Consider the following 14,999-nt stretch of genomic DNA (forward strand, 5'->3'; position numbering starts at 1 on the left):
TAATTTCGATACGACCAAGTTTCGCAACGACACCGTATCGCAAGGTATTCCGATACGCAACGGTTCCGTTTCGTAACTTTCGACTGACGGGCGGAGTGCGCACGGGGAAACAACAGGGAAACCCCGTTCACCCCCGCCCAAAGGGCCGCACACCACCCCCGCACAGGCCGTCACGAAGCCTGCGGACACCACTGACGCACCCACCGGCCCGGCGGCCGGCAGGCTGGAACCGCCCCGCTCAGCTCTTGGTCACCGCCGCAGGCAGGACCTGCCCCTTGGCGTCGCCCGGGCTGCCCGCGACCGGCGTGCCCCCGGACGGCGGACGCCGCCGCCACAGCGGCAGCGCGACCACCACCATGACCACCCCGACCAGCCCCGCCACGACGAACGCCCACGTCGGCCCGCTGCCGTCGATGATCGCCCCGGCGATCGGCGAGGACGCGGCGCCGCCGATGAGCAGGGCCGTGCCGTGCAGGCCCATCGCCTCGCCCCTGGCCGCGGCGGGCACCCAGCGGCTGAGCACGTCGACGGTGGAGGACAGCGCCGGGGCGCACAGCAGGCCGGCGGGCAGCATCGCCAGGATCAGCCACCGCCAGTCGGCGCCGGCCAGGCCCACGGGGATGGTCAGCAGGCCCATGCCCGCGATGAGCACCAGGGGCGAGAAGCCGCGCGACAGCCCGCCGTAGACGAAGCCCCCGACCAGCGAGTAGAGGCACCAGATCGCCACGGCGAGGCCGACCCACCGCGTCTCGCCCGCGGTGTTGATGGTGGCCACCAGGCCGAGCTCGGTCGCGGTGAGGATGAACGTGGCCGCCGCCGTGGTGCCGAGCAGGGCGACGAAGCCGGGCGTGAGCCACTGCCGCCGCGGCACCTTCACCACCGGCTCCTCCAGCTCGACGGCCGACCGGGTGGGCGGGTTGAACACGATCAGGCCGAGGCCCGCGGCCGTGATGCCGACGCCGATGAGGGCCAGCGTCGTGGTGCTGCCCAGCGTGGTGATGCCGGCCGCGGCGAGCGCGGGACCGGTCATGTACGACAGCTCGACCAGCATGGAGTCGAGCGTGAACCCGGTGCGCCGCTGCTCCGGCGGCACCAGCGCGGCCAGCGACTGCCTGGTCAGGCTGAACACCGGCAGGTTGAGCAGGCCCGCCAGGGCCGCCGCGACGGCGAGGGCGGGCAGCGGCAGCGCCCACGCGCACGACCAGAACACCGCCTGGGCCAGGGTGGTGACGACGAGCACGGGACGCACCCCGTGGCGGTCGACGAACCGGCCCGACAGCGGCGAGCCGACGGCCATGCCGACCGTGCTGGCCATCGTCACCACGCCGGCCTCGACGTAGCCGAGGCGCAGCCCGAAGACCACGTGGAGGGTGAGCGCCATTCCCATGGCGGTGGCCGGGACGCGCGCGAGCATCCCCACCAGGAGCAGAGTGCGGACGCCGGGCAGCCGGAAGAGCCTGCGGTATTGGTCGAGAGCCATGGTGTGTCGTTTACCTCCGCGTCGATTGTGTCAAGAGGCACCGACAGTTTCGCCACCGGATTTCTCCTCGTGACATCATCGAAGGAGTCCGGGGACGTCACTGGGACGCCTCGAGACGTTTCTGGAGGTAGTCCATGTCATCTACCACGTCTTCCACCGCGCTGTACGGCGGCGCGTCCGGCCGCCGGGTCACCGTCCGCGACCTCGCGGCGGCCAAGGAGCGCGGAGAGCGGTGGCCCATGGTCACCGCCTACGACGCGATGACGGCCCGGGTGTTCGACCAGGCGGGCGTGCCCGTCCTGCTGGTCGGCGACTCCGCGGCCATGGTCGTCTACGGCTTCGACTCCACCCTCCCGGTCACCCTCGACCACCTCGTCCCGCTCACCGCGGCCGTGGTGCGGGGGTCGTCGCGGGCGCTCGTCGTGGCCGACCTGCCGTTCGGGTCGTACCAGGGGTCGCCGCAGCAGGCACTGGAGTCGGCGGCCAGGTTCATGAAGGAGGCGGGGGCGCACGCGGTCAAGCTGGAGGGCGGCCGGCGGGTGCTGCCGCAGGTCGAGGCGCTGGTGTCGGCGGGCGTGCCGGTCATGGCGCACCTCGGGCTCACGCCGCAGTCGGTCAACGCGCTCGGCGGCTACCGGGTGCAGGGGCGCGGCCAGTCGGGCGACGAGCTGATGGCCGACGCCAAGGACCTGGAGCGGGCCGGGGCGTTCGCGGTGGTGCTGGAGTGCGTGCCGGCCGATCTGGCGCACCGGGTGACCACGTCGCTGTCGATCCCGACCGTCGGCATCGGGGCGGGGCCGTCAACGGACGCGCAGGTCCTGGTGTGGCAGGACATGATGGGGCTGACGCCGCGCCCGGCCAAGTTCGTCAAGCGCTACTTCGACCTGGCCTCGGAGATGGACCGCGCGGTGCGGGCCTTCGCCGACGAGGTGACCTCGGGGGCCTTCCCGGCCCCCGAGCACACCTACTGCTGACGCCTGCAGCCGACCGCGCGCCCCGCGCGTCCGGGACGGGCTCACCCCGCCGCGTCGTAGAGCGTGGCGGGGTCGGTGTTGGAGCCGCAGACCACGACGGCCACCCGCTCGCCCGCCGCGGGCCGGTAGGCCCCCGACAGCAGGGCCGCGTACGCCGCCGCGCCGGCGGGCTCGGCCACCAGCCGGTGCCGCTCCCAGAGCGTCCGCCGGGCCGCCACGATGGCGTCGTCGTCCACCAGGACGCTGTCCACCCCGGCCCCCGACAGCACCTCGAACGCCAGCCCGCCGAGCTGCGTGGCGCCGAGCGCGTCGGCCGCCACGCCGCCCACCGGCACCGGCACCGGACGGCCCGCGCGCAGCGCCTCGTGCAGCGTGGGGATGGCGTACGGCTCCACCGCCACGATCCGCGGCGCGGCTCCCCCGGCGCGGGCCCCCAGGGTGATCCCGCCGGCGAGCCCGCCGCCGCCCACGGCCACCACCACCGTGTCCACGCCCCCGGTCTGCTGCATGATCTCCAGCCCGGTCGTGCCCTGCCCGGCCAGCACCTCGGCCTGGTCGTAGGCGTGCACGGCCAGCGCGCCGGTCTCGGCGGCGCGCTTGGCGGCGGCCTCCGCGGCCTCGGAGTAGATCGCCCCGGTCTGGGTGGTGTGCGCGCCGAGCGCCTTGAGCCCGGCCACCTTGACCGGGTTCGTCACCTCCGGCACGAAGATCTCGGCCCGCACGCCCAGCGCCCTGGCGGCGTGGGCGACGGCCAGCCCGTGGTTGCCGCCGCTGGCCGCGATGACCCCGGCGGCGGGCAGCGAGCCGGCCGACAGGATGCGGTTGAACGCCCCCCGCACCTTGAAGGAGCCCGAGTGCTGCAGCAACTCCAGTTTTAGTGACAGGCCCGGCGAGATCTCCAGGACGGGCGTGCGCAGCACGTGCCCTTCGATCCGGCCGGCCGCGTCGAGGACGTCCTGGTGAGTGACGGTGGTCACGGCTCTCCTTCGGTCGTGCGCCCGCAACGGGCGGGTATGAGCCGACGTTATCCGAGCGCCTGGGCCAGGTCCGCCCAGAGGTCCTCGGGATGCTCGATGCCCACGGCCACGCGCACCATGCCCTCGCTCACGCCGTGCCTGGCCAGGTCCTCGGGGCCGAGGAAGCGGTGGGAGGTGGTGGCGGGCTGCATGACGCGGGTCTCGACGCCGCCGAGCGAGGGGGCGATGCGCGCCAGCCGTACGGACCGCATGAACGCCTCCCCCGCCGGCCGCCCGCCGGCCAGCTCGAAGGAGAACACGCCGCCGAAGGCGGGCAGCAGCTTGGCGGCCAGCTCGTACGACGGATGCGCGGGCAGCCCCGGCCAGTGGACGGCCGTCACGGCGGGGTGCCCGGCGATCCGGCGGGCCAGCAGGTCGGCGTTGGCGCAGTGGCGTTCCATGCGCAGCGGCAGCGTCTGGATCCCGCGCAGCGTCAGCCAGGCCGTGAAGGGCGCGGCCGCGGCCCCCAGTTCGGTGGCGAAGTGCCAGACCCTGCCGTACAGGTCGGGGTCGGCGAAGACGGCGATGCCGCCGATCACGTCACCGTGGCCGGACAGGTACTTGGTGGCGGAGTGCACGACGACGTCGGCGCCGTGCTCAAGGGGGCGGCAGAGCACGGGCGTGGCGAAGGTGTTGTCCACCATCGACAGGACGCCCAGCTCGCGGGCCGTGGCGCACATCGCGGGCAGGTCGGCGACCAGGCCCATCGGGTTGCTGATGGTCTCCAGGTAGACCAGCCGCGTCTCGGGCCGGACGGCGGCGCGCAGCGCGGCGGGGTCGTTCTCGGGGACGTGCGTGACGGCGACGCCGAACCTGGCGGCCAGGTCGTTGAGCATCGTGGCGGTGCCGCCGTACAGGGAGCGCTGGGCGATCAGGTGGTCGCCGGGCTTGAGCAGGGCGAGCAGCACGGTGTTGATCGCGCCCATGCCGGAGGCGGCGGCCAGCGCGGCGGCGCCGCCTTCCAGGCCGGACACCGCCAGCTCCAGGGCGCGCACGGTGGGGTTGGTGTCGCGGCCGTAGACGAAGGCGTCGTCGGGGCGGGTCATCGCCACGCCCATCAGCTCGGGGTCGTCGAAGGCGAACCCGGCGCTCTGGTAGATGGGCATGCCGATCGGCCGGCTGCCCTCGACCGGGGGCTGCGGCAGGTGGACGGCACGCGTCTCAGGGCGAAAATCACTCATGTCATCGAATATCCCCCTGATTGGCTCCTGAGTGCAGAGCCAATACCGGATAATTGGTCCATGAAGAGGGCCAATCCCGACGAGCTCGTCCACCTGCTGGGCCGGTGGGCCTCCGGGCGCGGGCCGCTCTACCTGCTGCTCGCCGCCCGGTTGCGGGCGCTCGTCGACGACGGCGTGCTGCCGCCCGGCGAACGGCTGCCGCCCGACCGGGTGCTGGCCGACCGGCTCGCGGTCGGCCGCGGCACGGTGGTCGCCGCCTACGAGCTGCTCCAGCAGGAGGGCCGGGTGACGCGCCGCCAGGGCAGCGGCACCCGCGTCGCGCCGGGCGACCCGCCGGCCACCAGGGCGGCCGACGGCGTGGCGGCCAACCCGCTGATGCTCAACCTCCTGCACGCGCCCGACGGCGTGCGGCTGCTGACCTGCGCGGCGCCGGACGACCCGCCGCCGGCGCTGTTCGAGGCGTACCAGGAGGCGGGGGCGCGGGTGGCGGGCCTGCGCGACCTGGGCTACCACCCGGCGGGCGACCCCGCGCTCCGGGAGGCGCTGGCGGGCTACTACGGCGCGCGCGGCCTGCCCACCACGGCGGACCAGATCATGGTGACGACGGGCGCGCAGCAGGCGCTCACGCTGCTGGCCGGGCTGCTGGTGGCGCCGGGCGACACCGTGCTGACCGAGTCGCCGACCTACCCGGGCGCGCTGGAGGTGTTCAGGCACGCGGCGGCCGTCGTCAAGCCCGTGGACCTGGGTGACGACCAGGCACGGCGGACCGTGCGCGAGCGGCCGGCGCTGGTCTACTGCGTGCCCACCGCGCGCAACCCCGACGGCGCGGTCATGGACGACGCGGGCCGCAGGCGGCTGGCCGCCCTGGCCGCCGCGCACGACGTGCCGCTGGTCGACGACGAGGTCTGCGCCGAGCTGTGCTTCTCGGGCGGGACGCCGGCGCCGGTGGCGGCCTTCGGCGGGGGCGAGCGGGTCGTCACCGTCGGCTCGCTGAGCAAGCTGGTGTGGGGCGGGCTGCGGGTGGGCTGGATCCGCGCGGCGGCGCCGCTGGTCTCGCGGCTGGCCAGGCTGCGGGCCGTGCACGATCTCGGCGGTGAGGTCTTCAGCCAGCTCGCCGCCGTCGCGCTGCTGCGCCGCCTCGGCGAGGTGCGCGAGTCCCGCGTACGGGCCCTGCGCCGGCGGCACGACCACCTGTGCGCCGAGCTGCGGGCGCACCTGCCGTCCTGGACGTTCGAGCCGGCCCGGGGCGGCCAGACCGTCTGGGTGCGCCTGCCGCGCGGCGACGCCGGCTCCTTCGCCCAGATGGCGCTCCGGCACGGCGTCGCGGTGCCGCCGGGCGGCTCCTTCGACCCGCTGGGCGGCCACGCCGCCCACCTGCGCCTGCACTTCCTGTTCCCCGAGGAGGAGCTGTCGCGGGCGGTGCGCGACCTCGCGGCGGCCTGGGCGGCCTACGACGGCGCCGGGAAACCCGTCTCCCGGCACGCCCTCGTCGTCTGACAGGGTGAGGGCCATGGAAACGACCTTCGTACTGGTGCACAGCCCTTCCGTCGGGCCCTCGACGTGGGCTCCGGTGGCCGAGTCGCTGGGGCGGCGCGGCCGGGCGGCCGTCGTCCCCGACCTGACCGGCGTGTCCGCCGGCGGGGCGCCGTACTGGCCGCGCGTGGTCGCGGCGGTGCGCGCGGCCGTGCCCTCCGACGGGCCGCTGGTGCTGGTGGCGCACAGCAACGCCGGGTTCTTCGTGCCGGTGATCAAGGAGGGGCTGGGCGACCGGGTGGTGGCCTGCGTGTTCGCCGACGCGCACGTGCCGCCGCCCCAGGGGCTGGTCAGGACGGCCGAGGAGAGCTTCGTGCCGTTCCTGCGCGGCCTGGCGGGCCCCGACGGCGTGCTGCCGCGCTGGACCGACTGGTGGGACGAGGAGGACATCGTCGCCATGCTCCCCGACCCCGCCCAGCGGCTGCTGGTAACGGGCGAGCAGCCGCGGCTGCCCCTCGACTACTACACCCAGCCCGTCCCCGTGCCCGCCGGCTGGGACGCGGTCAGGTGCTCGTGCCTGTGGTTCGGGCCGCCGTACGAGGAGGTGGCCCGCGACGCGGCCGGGCGCGGCTGGCCGGTGACCCGGCTGCCCGGCCTCCACCTGCACCAGGTGATCGACCCCGAGGGGGTCACGGACGCGCTGCTGAAGCTGTCCAGGAAGTCGTGAATTCTTCACTGTCGGCCCCCTGACCCGTCCGGCCATAGTCGGACACATGATCGAGGTGACCGAGCTCAGGAAGAACCACGGGACATTCGCGGCGGTCAGGGGCGTCTCGTTCCGGGTGGGCGAGGGCGAGATCTTCGCCCTGCTCGGCCGGAACGGCGCCGGCAAAACCACCACGGTCGAGGTGCTGGCCGGCTTCCAGCGGCCGGACGGCGGCACCGTACGGGTCGCCGGCCTCGACCCCTGGTCCGACCGCGCGGCCGTCCGGCAGCGCGTAGGCGTCATGCTCCAGGAGGCCGGGTTCTTCCCCGACCTGACCGTCGCCCAGACGGTCGCGGTGTGGCGCGACTTCACCCCCGCGCCGCGTCCGGCCGGGGAGGCGCTCGACCTGGCCGGCCTGACGGACAAGGCCGGCACCAGGGTGCGCCAGCTCTCCGGCGGCGAGAAGCGGCGGCTCGATCTGGCGCTCGCCCTGCTCGGCCGCCCCGACGTGCTGTTCCTCGACGAGCCCACGACCGGCATGGACCCCGAGGCCCGCGCGAACACCTGGGAGGTCGTCTCCGGCCTGGCCGCCCGCGGCACGACGATCCTGCTCACCACCCACTACCTGGAGGAGGCCCAGCGCCTGGCCTCGTCCATGGCGATCATGGACGAGGGCGAGATCGTCGCGGCCGGCGGGATGGCCGAGACGCTGGCCGCGCGGGGCGGACGGGTGACGTTCCGGCTGCCCGCCGGGATCGCCGCGGACGACCTGCCGCTGCCGGCCACGGCGGACGGCGGCACCGCCGTCTGCCGGAGCGAGGACCCCGACCTGGCCGCGCAGACGCTGCTGACGTGGGCCGCCGGCCGCGGGCTGCGGCTGACCGGCCTGGAGGTCCGCGCGGCCACCCTCGAAGACCTCTTCCTCGACCTGCCCAGGAGCGCCCGATGAGCCTGACCGCCACCTACCGTCTCGGCACCCGCCTGTTCTGGCGCGACCGGGCCATGCTGGCCGCCTCGGTGATCACCCCGGTCGGGCTGGCCGTGGGCATGCCGGCGCTGATGCGGCACGTCACCGGGGGCGGCGTGCCGTTCGCGACGACGGTGTTCCACAGCTCGCTGGCGATCGTGCTGGCGCTCACCGCGTTCATGAACATCGCGGTCGCCCTGACCAACCGGCGCGACCAGCTCGTGCTCAAGCGGCTGCGGGCCGGGCTGCTGACCGACGCGCAGATCCTGGCCGGCCAGATCGCCAGTACGGCCACGCAGACCTTCCTGGTGATCGTGCTGTGCGCGGTGGCCGTGCGGTTCGCCGCCGGGGTGCCGCTGCCGGACGACCCGCTGCTGTTCGCCGCCATGACCGCCGCGGGCTCGGCCGTCATGGCGCTGCTGGGGGCGGCGTACACGGCGGCGATCCCGCGCGGCGAGCTGGCCGGGGCGTTCGCCATGCCGGTGTTCCTGGTCGCCGGGGTGTCGGCGGGCGCGATGGGGCCGATCCCGCTGCCCTCGTGGCTGAGCCCGGTGCTGGACCTGCTGCCCACCTCGGCCGTGGTGCACGCGGTGAAGACCGGGGAGGCGCTCGTGCCGGCGCTCGTCCTGGCCGGTTGGGCGGTGGTGGGCGTGGCGGCGATCCGGCTGTGGTTCCGCTGGGAACCGCGCCGGTCCTGAGTCGGACATAATCGCTGCTGTGGTGGTCTCGTCCTCGGCGCAGAGGCTCGCGCGCGTGCTCATCACGGGCGTCTCGGTCGTCTATTCGCTCATCGGGCTGCTCTATTTCATGGGCGGCCCGGCGGTCGGGCTGCTCGCGGCAGCCGTGACGGTCGCCGTCGTCTCCACCCACTACGTCAACATGCGGGCCGCCCTGCGCGGCGGGCGCCCGCCGCTGTTCCCGGCCACCCCGGTGCTCCAGGCCGTCGTCACCTACGCGGGCGACTACCTGCTGCCGAGCGGCTGGTCGTCGATCGCCGCCCCGCTGCTGGCCGGGACCCTGCTGGTGTTCCTGGCGCTGCGCCGGGCCGTGCCGCTGGTCGTCCTCATGATGCTGTACGAGGGCGCCACCATGTGGATCGGCCTCCAGTACGCCGTGATCACCCTGTTCTACGTGATCGCCATCCCCGTCACCGGGTCGATGATCTACGCCCTGGTCCGGCTCGTCCGGGTCGCCGCCGAGCTGGAGGAGGCCAGGGCCGAGCTGGCCGACGCCGCCGTGCTGAAGGAGCGCCTGCGCATCTCCCGCGACCTGCACGACGGCCTGGGCCGCAGCCTCACCGCCATCGCGCTCAAGGGCGACCTGGCCGCCCGCCTGATGGACCGCGACCCCGCCTCCGCCCGCGGCGAGGTGGGCGAGCTGGTACGCGTCGCCCGCGAGGCCGCCCAGGACGTCCGCCACGTGGCCCGCGGCTACCGCGCGATGTCGCTGAGCGGCGAGACCGACCGCGCGGCGGCGCTGCTGGAGTCGTCGGGGGTGAGCTGCCAGGCGCACCTGGCCGACGTGCCGCTGCCCCGGCGGGCCGAGGAGGCGCTGGCGTGGGGGGTGCGCGAGGCGGTCACCAACGTCCTGCGCCACAGCAGGGCCACCACCTGCACGATCACCACGTCGCTGCGGGACGGCCGGGTCCGCCTGGAGGTCGCCAACGACGGCGCGGCCGGCACGTCCGGTGGTGAGCCCGATGGTGAGCACGGTGGCGAGCCCGGTGGCGAGCCCGGTGGCGGCCTCACGGGGCTGGCCGAACGGGCCGCCCAGGCGGGCGGCACCTGCGCCGCCGCCCCCACGGACGGCGGCGGCTACCTGCTGACCATGGAGGTTCCGGCGTGATCCGGGTGCTGCTGGCCGAGGACATGCACATGATCCGCGCCGCGCTCACGGCCCTGCTCCGGCTGGAGCCGGACATCGAGGTGGTGGCGGAGGTCGTCCGCGGCGACGAGATCGTGCCGGGGGCCCTCGACGTCCGGCCCGACGTGGCGGTCGTGGACATCGACCTGCCGGTGACCGACGGCATCACCGCCGCCGCCGAGCTGCGCGAACGGCTGCCGTCCTGCCGCATCCTGGTGCTCACGGCCATGGGTCAGCCCGGCCACCTGCGCCGGGCGCTGGCCGCGGGCATCGAGGCGTTCCTGGTCAAGGACGCGCCGGGCGACCGCCTGGCCGAGGCCATCAGGCGCACCGCGGCCGGCCTGCGCGTCCTGGAGAGCGAGCTGGTCTCCTCGGCCATGGAGTACGGCGAGAGCCCGCTCACCCCCCGCGAGACCACCGTGCTGCGGCAGGCCGCCAGGGGCGCGACCGCCGAGGAGATCGCCGCCGGGCTGCACCTGTCGCCGGGCACGGTGCGCAACTACCTCACCGCCGCGATCACCAAGACGGGCGCCCGCAACAAGATCGACGCCGTCCGCGTCGCCGAGGACGCTGGCTGGCTCTAGACGTCGGTGACGCGCAGCCCGGCGTGGGCCTTGTAGCGGCGGTTGATCGAGATGAGGTTGGCGGTCAGCGCCTCGACCTGGTGGGCGTTGCGCAGCCGGCCGCCGTAGACGCCGCGCACCCCCGGGATCAGCTCGGCCAGCGCCTGCACGGTGTCGGTGGCCTCCCGGTCGTCGCCGAGCACCAGCACGTCGAGGTCGACCTTCTCCACGGCCGGGTCCATCAGCAGCACGGCCGACACGTGGTGGAAGGCCGCCACGACCCGGCTCTCGGTCAGCACCGCGGCGGCCTGCTGGGCGGCGCTGCCCTCCGCCACCGGCAGCGCGTAGGCGCCCTGCTTGTCGAAGCCCAGCGGGTTGACGCAGTCGACCACGATCTTCCCGGCCAGCTCGGCGCGCAACGACTCCAGCAGCGCCTTGTGCCCCTCGTACGGCACCGCCACGATCACGACGTCGGCCTCGGCCGCCACGTCGGCGTTGGCCCCGCCCCGCGCGCCCGAGCCGATCGAGCCGGCCGCCTCCTGGGCCCGCTCGGCGCTGCGCGAGCCGATCAGCACCGTGTGCCCGGCCAGCGCGAACCGCCGCGCCAGCCCCTTCCCCTGGTCGCCGGTGCCGCCGAGGATCGCGATGGAGAGCCCGTTCACATCTGTCATGGCTCCGATCATGCCAGCCTTGGCCGCGCGGTCCGCAGGCCGGGGGCGGCACCCGGCCGCGAACGGGCCACCTGCGCCGCGCTCCTCGTGCACCATGGAGGCATGGACTCAGGTTCGGTGGCATTCCTGCGCGAGCTGCTGGCCACGACGGGCTGGCTCGAACGCACCCGCGAGCTGGGCCTTGCCCTGCGGACCACCCGCTCGCCCGGCGGCCTGCTGCTGGTCGGCCCCCCGGACGACGAGCCCTGGCACGTCACCGCCCACCTCAGCGACGAGGCCAGGTTCTCCGGCCTGCCGCAGCTCGCCCCCACCCTGATCCGCTGGTCGCCGCCCGCCGACGCCCCCGCCCACCTGCGCGTCGGCCTCGACCGCCTGCGGCAGGCGGGCCGCGGCGAGACCCTGTTCGTGCTGTCGGAGCAGGCGGCGCCCGTCCCGCTGCTGGAACGCGTCGACGACGCCCGCCGTACGGGGGCGACCATCCTGGCGATCGAGGGCGCCGACTCCGAGCTGAGCGGGCTGGCCCACGACGCCATCGCCGTCCCGGCCACCGGGCTGATCACCTTCGACGGCGCCCAGCACCTGGTCAGCGCGGCGGCCGGGGAGGTCGAGCGGCGGGCGGGGCTGCGCGAGCGCCTGGCCCGCCTGCTGGAGAAGGTCAGCGGCCCCCGCCTGTCGGAGTAGCGCGCGGCAATCGGGTCGAGGGGGTCACCGGTCAGGGGTGGGCGGCGAGGCGGGGGCCGAGGGCGGCACGCAGGCTCTCGGTGGCCTCCTCGATGGCGCCGATCACCACCGCCTGCACCGGGTCCGGCTCGCCCGACCGCGTCCTGCTCACCCGGGTGACCGCGTCCAGGCGGCGCGCCCCCACCTCCCGTACCTCGCTCACCCGCACCTCGCCCTCCGGCACGTCGAGCAGCGCCAGCGCGGGGACGATCGCCACCCCGTGCCCGGCCGCCACCAGCGCGAGCACCGGCGAGAAGTCGGTGACCACGTGCGTCCTGCGCGGCTCGACCCCGTGGATCCCGGCGAGCCGGTCGAGCGCCTGCCCGCACGCCTGGTCCGGCTCGGCGGCCACCCAGGGCAGGCGCATCAGGTCGGCCGTCGACTCCGGCTCGGGCCAGTCCGGCGGCAGGACGACCCGGAACTCGTCCACGTGCAGCGGCCGGACGTTCAGCGACGGCTGCGCCGGGACCGGCAGGCTCATGTCCTGCTCGGTGATGAGCAGGTCGACGGCGCCCAGGCGCAGCTCCTGAAGGGCGGGCTGGCCGTAGACCTCGTGGATGACCGGCGTGATGCGGGGGTGGCGCTCGGCCAGGGCGCGCATCGCGGGCACCAGCATGTGCTTGATGGCCGTGGGGAAGGCGGCGATCCGCACCGGCCCGGCCAGGCGTTCGGTGAACCTGGTCAGCTCCTTCCTGGCCTCGCTCAGCTCCTCCTCGACCCGCTCGGCGTACCCGGCGAGGACGCGTCCGGCCGGGGTGAGCGAGACGCGGCGCTGGGAGCGGTCGATGAGGGCGAGCCCGACCTCGCGTTCGAGCTGGGCGAGCTGCTGGGAGACCGCGGAGGGGGTGAGGAACAGCGCCTCGGCCGCGCGCATCACGCCGCCGCGGCGGGCGACCTCGTGCAGGACGCGCAGGCGTCGAGGATCAATATCCATGCAGGTCAGCTTACGTCTACCTTTAGCTTTCTTTATTTGTGCTTTAAGGCCAAAAATCCAGAGAATATCGGCCATGGATCTCCTCCTCGACGCCGTCGGCTGGGCCGGAGCCGCCCTGCTGCTGGCCGGGTACGCCCTGGTCTCGTCCGCGCGGCTGTCCGGCGACGGCGCGACGTACCAGGTCGTCAACCTGCTCGGCGCGCTCGGGCTCATGGTCAACAGCGCCTACAACGCCGCCTGGCCCTCGACCGGGCTGAACCTCGTCTGGGCCGCCATCGGCACGGTGGCCCTCGTCAGACTCGTCCGGGTGGGAGCCGCCAAATGATCGTCGAACTCAGCCACCGCATCACCGAGGGCATGATCACCTACCCCGGCGTCCCGGGGCCGACGCTGGGCACGCACCTGAGCAGGGAGGACTCGCGCGAGGTCTACGCCCCGGGCACCGAGTTCGAGATCGGCGTGATCACGCTGGCCGCCAACACCGGCACCTACCTGGACACCCCTCACCACCGCTACGCCGGCGGCCACGACCTGTCGCAGGTGCCGCTGAGCAGCCTGGCCGACCTGCCCGGCCTGCTGGTGGACGCCTCAGCAGGAGACCGCGAGGTGGTGCTCGACACCGCGCTCGACGTACGCGGCCGGGCCGTGCTGATCCGCACCGGCTTCGACCGCCACTTCGGCACCGGCGCCTACTTCCGCGACCACCCGTACCTGGCGCCCGCGTCGGCGGCGTGGCTGGCCGAGCAGGGCGCGGCGCTGGTCGGCATCGACTCGCTCAACATCGACGACACCCCGCCGCACGGCGAACGCCCCGCCCACACGATCCTGCTGAAGGCGGGGATCCCGATCGTCGAGCACCTGACGGGGTTGTCGGCGCTGCCCGGGGAGGGGTTCAGGTTCCATGCCGCGCCCCCGATGATCGCGGGCATGGGCACCTTTCCCGTGCGGGCCTACGCCGTCGTGCCGTAGGCGGGGGTCACTCGTCCTCCTGCTCGGCCTCGTCCCACGCCTTGTTGCGGTCGGCGGCGCGCTGCAACGCGCCCGCCGCCTCCTCCTCCGAGGCGTAGGGACCCATCCGGTCCTTGTTGGGGCAGCCCTGGTCGGGCTCGACCCGCATGTGCTTGAGACAGAACCACCACTGGCCTTCGCTCACATGGTCAATTCTGCCCCGTAGACTCGTGTTTCATGACGACACTGCTCCAGCCCGGGCGAGTCTCGCCCGTCCGGAAGGTCCCCGCCCACATCGAGCGGCCGGAGTACGTCGGCAAGAAGCGCCCCACGACCGGCGAGTCCGACGTGAAGACCCCCGAGATCATCGAGCGCATGCGCGTGGCGGGCCGCATCGCCGCGCAGGCGCTCGAAGAGGTCGGCCGGCACATCGCCCCGGGCGTCACCACCGACGAGCTCGACCGCATCGGCCACGAGTTCCTGATCGACCACGGCGCCTATCCCAGCACGCTGGGCTACAAGGGCTACCCCAAGTCGCTGTGCACCTCGATCAACGAGGTCATCTGCCACGGCATCCCCGACGACACCGTGCTGCGCGACGGCGACATCGTCAACATCGACATCACCGCCTACATCGGCGGCGTCCACGGCGACACCGACGCCACCTACCTGGTGGGCGAGGTCGACGAGGAGTCGCGCCTGCTGGTCGAGCGCACCCGCGAGGCCATGATGCGGGCCATCAGGGCGGTCGCCCCCGGCCGCCAGCTCAACGTGGTCGGCCGCGTCATCGAGGCGTACGCCAAGCGCTTCGGCTACGGCGTCGTGCGCGACTTCACCGGCCACGGCATCGGCACGAGCTTCCACTCCGGCCTCATGGTCCCCCACTACGACGATCCGTCGCTGCGGGTCGAGCTGGTGCCGGGCATGACGTTCACCATCGAGCCGATGCTCACGCTGGGCACGATCGACTACGACATCTGGCCCGACAAGTGGACCGCGGTGACCAAGGACCGCAAGCGCACGGCCCAGTTCGAGCACACCATCGTGGTCACCGAGTCGGGCAGCGAGATCCTGACCCTCCCCTGACCGGCCCCGGCCGTCAGCGCCGCGTGGGGATCGCCCCGCTCACCGTCGTGCCCTCGCCGGGCACGCCGTTGACCGACAGGGTGCCGCCGAGCTCGGCGAACGCGGCCCGCATCCGGGCGATCCCGCGCCCCGCGCCGCCCTCGGCGAAGCCCTGGCCGTCGTCGCTGACCGTCAGGCGCAGGCCGCTCGGGCCCGTGGTCACCGCCACCGCGACCGTACGGGCCCGGCTGTGGCGCTCGACGTTGGACAGCGCCTCGCGCATCGTCTCCATGACGCCGCCCGACACCCGTGCGGGCACGTCCGTGCCGGGCAGCGCCCAGGTCTCGACGGTGATCCCCGTCCGCTCCGACCATTGCGTCAGGAGGCCCTCGAGCGCCTCGGCCAGGCTCTGCCCCCCGCGCATGCGTGTCTCTTCCG

18 protein-coding genes are annotated in these 14,999 nt (G+C 74.0%); 11 read left to right on the forward strand and 7 right to left on the reverse strand.

The annotated features are described in order from the left end of the window. Nucleotides 1-238 precede the first annotated feature (238 nt). A complete protein-coding gene (locus ACIBQ8_RS23720) occupies nucleotides 239-1,480 on the reverse strand; it encodes an MFS transporter (protein ID WP_397171047.1) in 1,242 nt (413 codons plus the stop codon). A 134-nt stretch (nucleotides 1,481-1,614) separates the two neighbouring features. On the opposite strand from ACIBQ8_RS23720, the gene panB reads away from it, so the two are divergent. Next, nucleotides 1,615-2,454 carry a 3-methyl-2-oxobutanoate hydroxymethyltransferase gene (gene panB / locus ACIBQ8_RS23725; RefSeq protein WP_397192974.1) on the forward strand — a complete coding sequence of 280 codons (840 nt, stop codon included), beginning with the start codon at nucleotides 1,615-1,617 and terminating at the stop codon, nucleotides 2,452-2,454. Nucleotides 2,455-2,495: 41 nt separating this feature from the next. Here the strand turns inward: panB and ACIBQ8_RS23730 are convergent, their stop codons facing one another. Continuing rightward, complete coding sequence (locus tag ACIBQ8_RS23730; protein WP_397171044.1) at nucleotides 2,496-3,431, reverse strand: serine/threonine dehydratase; 936 nt, start codon at nucleotides 3,429-3,431, stop codon at nucleotides 2,496-2,498. Nucleotides 3,432-3,478: 47 nt separating this feature from the next. Further along, the gene (locus ACIBQ8_RS23735) at nucleotides 3,479-4,651 is read right to left on the reverse strand and encodes a trans-sulfuration enzyme family protein (RefSeq protein WP_397192975.1); all 1,173 of its coding nucleotides are present in this window, start codon (nucleotides 4,649-4,651) and stop codon (nucleotides 3,479-3,481) included. A gap of 60 nt (nucleotides 4,652-4,711) precedes the next feature. Here ACIBQ8_RS23735 and ACIBQ8_RS23740 point away from each other — a divergent pair, with 60 nt between their 5' ends. The 6 genes from ACIBQ8_RS23740 to ACIBQ8_RS23765 are packed head-to-tail and all read left to right on the forward strand — an operon-like array spanning nucleotide 4,712 to nucleotide 10,244. Then, nucleotides 4,712-6,148, forward strand: a complete 1,437-nt coding sequence (locus tag ACIBQ8_RS23740) for a PLP-dependent aminotransferase family protein (RefSeq protein WP_397171040.1) — start codon at nucleotides 4,712-4,714, stop codon at nucleotides 6,146-6,148. 13 nt (nucleotides 6,149-6,161) lie between these two features. Further along, complete coding sequence (locus tag ACIBQ8_RS23745; RefSeq protein WP_397192976.1) at nucleotides 6,162-6,851, forward strand: alpha/beta hydrolase; 690 nt, start codon at nucleotides 6,162-6,164, stop codon at nucleotides 6,849-6,851. Between the two features lie 46 nt (nucleotides 6,852-6,897). Continuing rightward, the gene (locus ACIBQ8_RS23750) at nucleotides 6,898-7,779 is read left to right on the forward strand and encodes an ABC transporter ATP-binding protein (protein ID WP_397171037.1); all 882 of its coding nucleotides are present in this window, start codon (nucleotides 6,898-6,900) and stop codon (nucleotides 7,777-7,779) included. Continuing rightward, on the forward strand, nucleotides 7,776-8,495 hold the full coding sequence (locus ACIBQ8_RS23755) for an ABC transporter permease (RefSeq protein ID WP_397192977.1): 720 nt from the start codon (nucleotides 7,776-7,778) through the stop codon (nucleotides 8,493-8,495). The genes ACIBQ8_RS23750 and ACIBQ8_RS23755 overlap by 4 nt, the downstream gene beginning before the upstream one ends. A gap of 19 nt (nucleotides 8,496-8,514) precedes the next feature. Beyond that, nucleotides 8,515-9,642 carry a sensor histidine kinase gene (locus ACIBQ8_RS23760; RefSeq protein ID WP_397192978.1) on the forward strand — a complete coding sequence of 376 codons (1,128 nt, stop codon included), beginning with the start codon at nucleotides 8,515-8,517 and terminating at the stop codon, nucleotides 9,640-9,642. Further along, complete coding sequence (locus tag ACIBQ8_RS23765) at nucleotides 9,639-10,244, forward strand: DNA-binding response regulator (protein ID WP_397192979.1); 606 nt, start codon at nucleotides 9,639-9,641, stop codon at nucleotides 10,242-10,244. The genes ACIBQ8_RS23760 and ACIBQ8_RS23765 overlap by 4 nt, the downstream gene beginning before the upstream one ends. On the opposite strand, the gene npdG is transcribed toward ACIBQ8_RS23765, so the two are convergent. After that, entirely contained in the window at nucleotides 10,241-10,894 is a 654-nt protein-coding gene (gene npdG / locus ACIBQ8_RS23770; protein ID WP_357967513.1) for an NADPH-dependent F420 reductase, read from the reverse strand. The genes ACIBQ8_RS23765 and npdG overlap by 4 nt on opposite strands. Nucleotides 10,895-10,996: 102 nt before the next feature. Here npdG and ACIBQ8_RS23775 point away from each other — a divergent pair, with 102 nt between their 5' ends. Continuing rightward, a complete protein-coding gene (locus tag ACIBQ8_RS23775) occupies nucleotides 10,997-11,575 on the forward strand; it encodes a hypothetical protein (RefSeq protein ID WP_364331988.1) in 579 nt (192 codons plus the stop codon). Between the two features lie 31 nt (nucleotides 11,576-11,606). On the opposite strand, the gene ACIBQ8_RS23780 is transcribed toward ACIBQ8_RS23775, so the two are convergent. After that, a complete protein-coding gene (locus ACIBQ8_RS23780) occupies nucleotides 11,607-12,548 on the reverse strand; it encodes a LysR family transcriptional regulator (RefSeq protein ID WP_397171029.1) in 942 nt (313 codons plus the stop codon). Nucleotides 12,549-12,621: 73 nt separating this feature from the next. Here ACIBQ8_RS23780 and ACIBQ8_RS23785 point away from each other — a divergent pair, with 73 nt between their 5' ends. After that, nucleotides 12,622-12,873 (forward strand): hypothetical protein, encoded by a 252-nt coding sequence (locus ACIBQ8_RS23785; RefSeq protein ID WP_364331991.1) that lies wholly within the window; start codon nucleotides 12,622-12,624, stop codon nucleotides 12,871-12,873. After that, nucleotides 12,870-13,517 (forward strand): cyclase family protein, encoded by a 648-nt coding sequence (locus ACIBQ8_RS23790; protein WP_397192980.1) that lies wholly within the window; start codon nucleotides 12,870-12,872, stop codon nucleotides 13,515-13,517. The genes ACIBQ8_RS23785 and ACIBQ8_RS23790 overlap by 4 nt, the downstream gene beginning before the upstream one ends. Before the next feature lie 7 nt (nucleotides 13,518-13,524). On the opposite strand, the gene ACIBQ8_RS23795 is transcribed toward ACIBQ8_RS23790, so the two are convergent. Further along, nucleotides 13,525-13,701, reverse strand: a complete 177-nt coding sequence (locus tag ACIBQ8_RS23795; RefSeq protein WP_352323881.1) for a hypothetical protein — start codon at nucleotides 13,699-13,701, stop codon at nucleotides 13,525-13,527. Between the two features lie 32 nt (nucleotides 13,702-13,733). On the opposite strand from ACIBQ8_RS23795, the gene map reads away from it, so the two are divergent. Further along, entirely contained in the window at nucleotides 13,734-14,582 is an 849-nt protein-coding gene (gene map / locus ACIBQ8_RS23800; RefSeq protein WP_352323866.1) for a type I methionyl aminopeptidase, read from the forward strand. 13 nt (nucleotides 14,583-14,595) lie between these two features. Here map and ACIBQ8_RS23805 read toward each other — a convergent pair whose 3' ends face one another. Then, entirely contained in the window at nucleotides 14,596-14,985 is a 390-nt protein-coding gene (locus tag ACIBQ8_RS23805; protein ID WP_397192981.1) for a sensor histidine kinase, read from the reverse strand. Nucleotides 14,986-14,999: the final 14 nt, after the last annotated feature.

The sequence above is a fragment of the Nonomuraea sp. NPDC049646 genome (genome assembly GCF_044465525.1).
GTDB lineage: Bacteria > Actinomycetota > Actinomycetes > Streptosporangiales > Streptosporangiaceae > Nonomuraea.

Bases quoted from the DNA above. Each gene is read 5' to 3' on its own strand.
- ACIBQ8_RS23720 (WP_397171047.1), bottom strand. From the start codon at position 1,480: ATGGCTCTCGACCAATACCGCAGGCTCTTCCGGCTGCCCGGCGTCCGC.
- panB (WP_397192974.1), top strand. From the start codon at position 1,615: ATGTCATCTACCACGTCTTCCACCGCGCTGTACGGCGGCGCGTCCGGC.
- ACIBQ8_RS23735 (WP_397192975.1), bottom strand. From the start codon at position 4,651: ATGAGTGATTTTCGCCCTGAGACGCGTGCCGTCCACCTGCCGCAGCCC.
- ACIBQ8_RS23740 (WP_397171040.1), top strand. From the start codon at position 4,712: ATGAAGAGGGCCAATCCCGACGAGCTCGTCCACCTGCTGGGCCGGTGG.
- ACIBQ8_RS23745 (WP_397192976.1), top strand. From the start codon at position 6,162: ATGGAAACGACCTTCGTACTGGTGCACAGCCCTTCCGTCGGGCCCTCG.
- ACIBQ8_RS23750 (WP_397171037.1), top strand. From the start codon at position 6,898: ATGATCGAGGTGACCGAGCTCAGGAAGAACCACGGGACATTCGCGGCG.
- ACIBQ8_RS23755 (WP_397192977.1), top strand. From the start codon at position 7,776: ATGAGCCTGACCGCCACCTACCGTCTCGGCACCCGCCTGTTCTGGCGC.
- npdG (WP_357967513.1), bottom strand. From the start codon at position 10,894: ATGACAGATGTGAACGGGCTCTCCATCGCGATCCTCGGCGGCACCGGC.
- ACIBQ8_RS23775 (WP_364331988.1), top strand. From the start codon at position 10,997: ATGGACTCAGGTTCGGTGGCATTCCTGCGCGAGCTGCTGGCCACGACG.
- ACIBQ8_RS23780 (WP_397171029.1), bottom strand. From the start codon at position 12,548: ATGGATATTGATCCTCGACGCCTGCGCGTCCTGCACGAGGTCGCCCGC.
- ACIBQ8_RS23785 (WP_364331991.1), top strand. From the start codon at position 12,622: ATGGATCTCCTCCTCGACGCCGTCGGCTGGGCCGGAGCCGCCCTGCTG.
- ACIBQ8_RS23790 (WP_397192980.1), top strand. From the start codon at position 12,870: ATGATCGTCGAACTCAGCCACCGCATCACCGAGGGCATGATCACCTAC.
- map (WP_352323866.1), top strand. From the start codon at position 13,734: ATGACGACACTGCTCCAGCCCGGGCGAGTCTCGCCCGTCCGGAAGGTC.
- ACIBQ8_RS23805 (WP_397192981.1), bottom strand. From the start codon at position 14,985: ATGCGCGGGGGGCAGAGCCTGGCCGAGGCGCTCGAGGGCCTCCTGACG.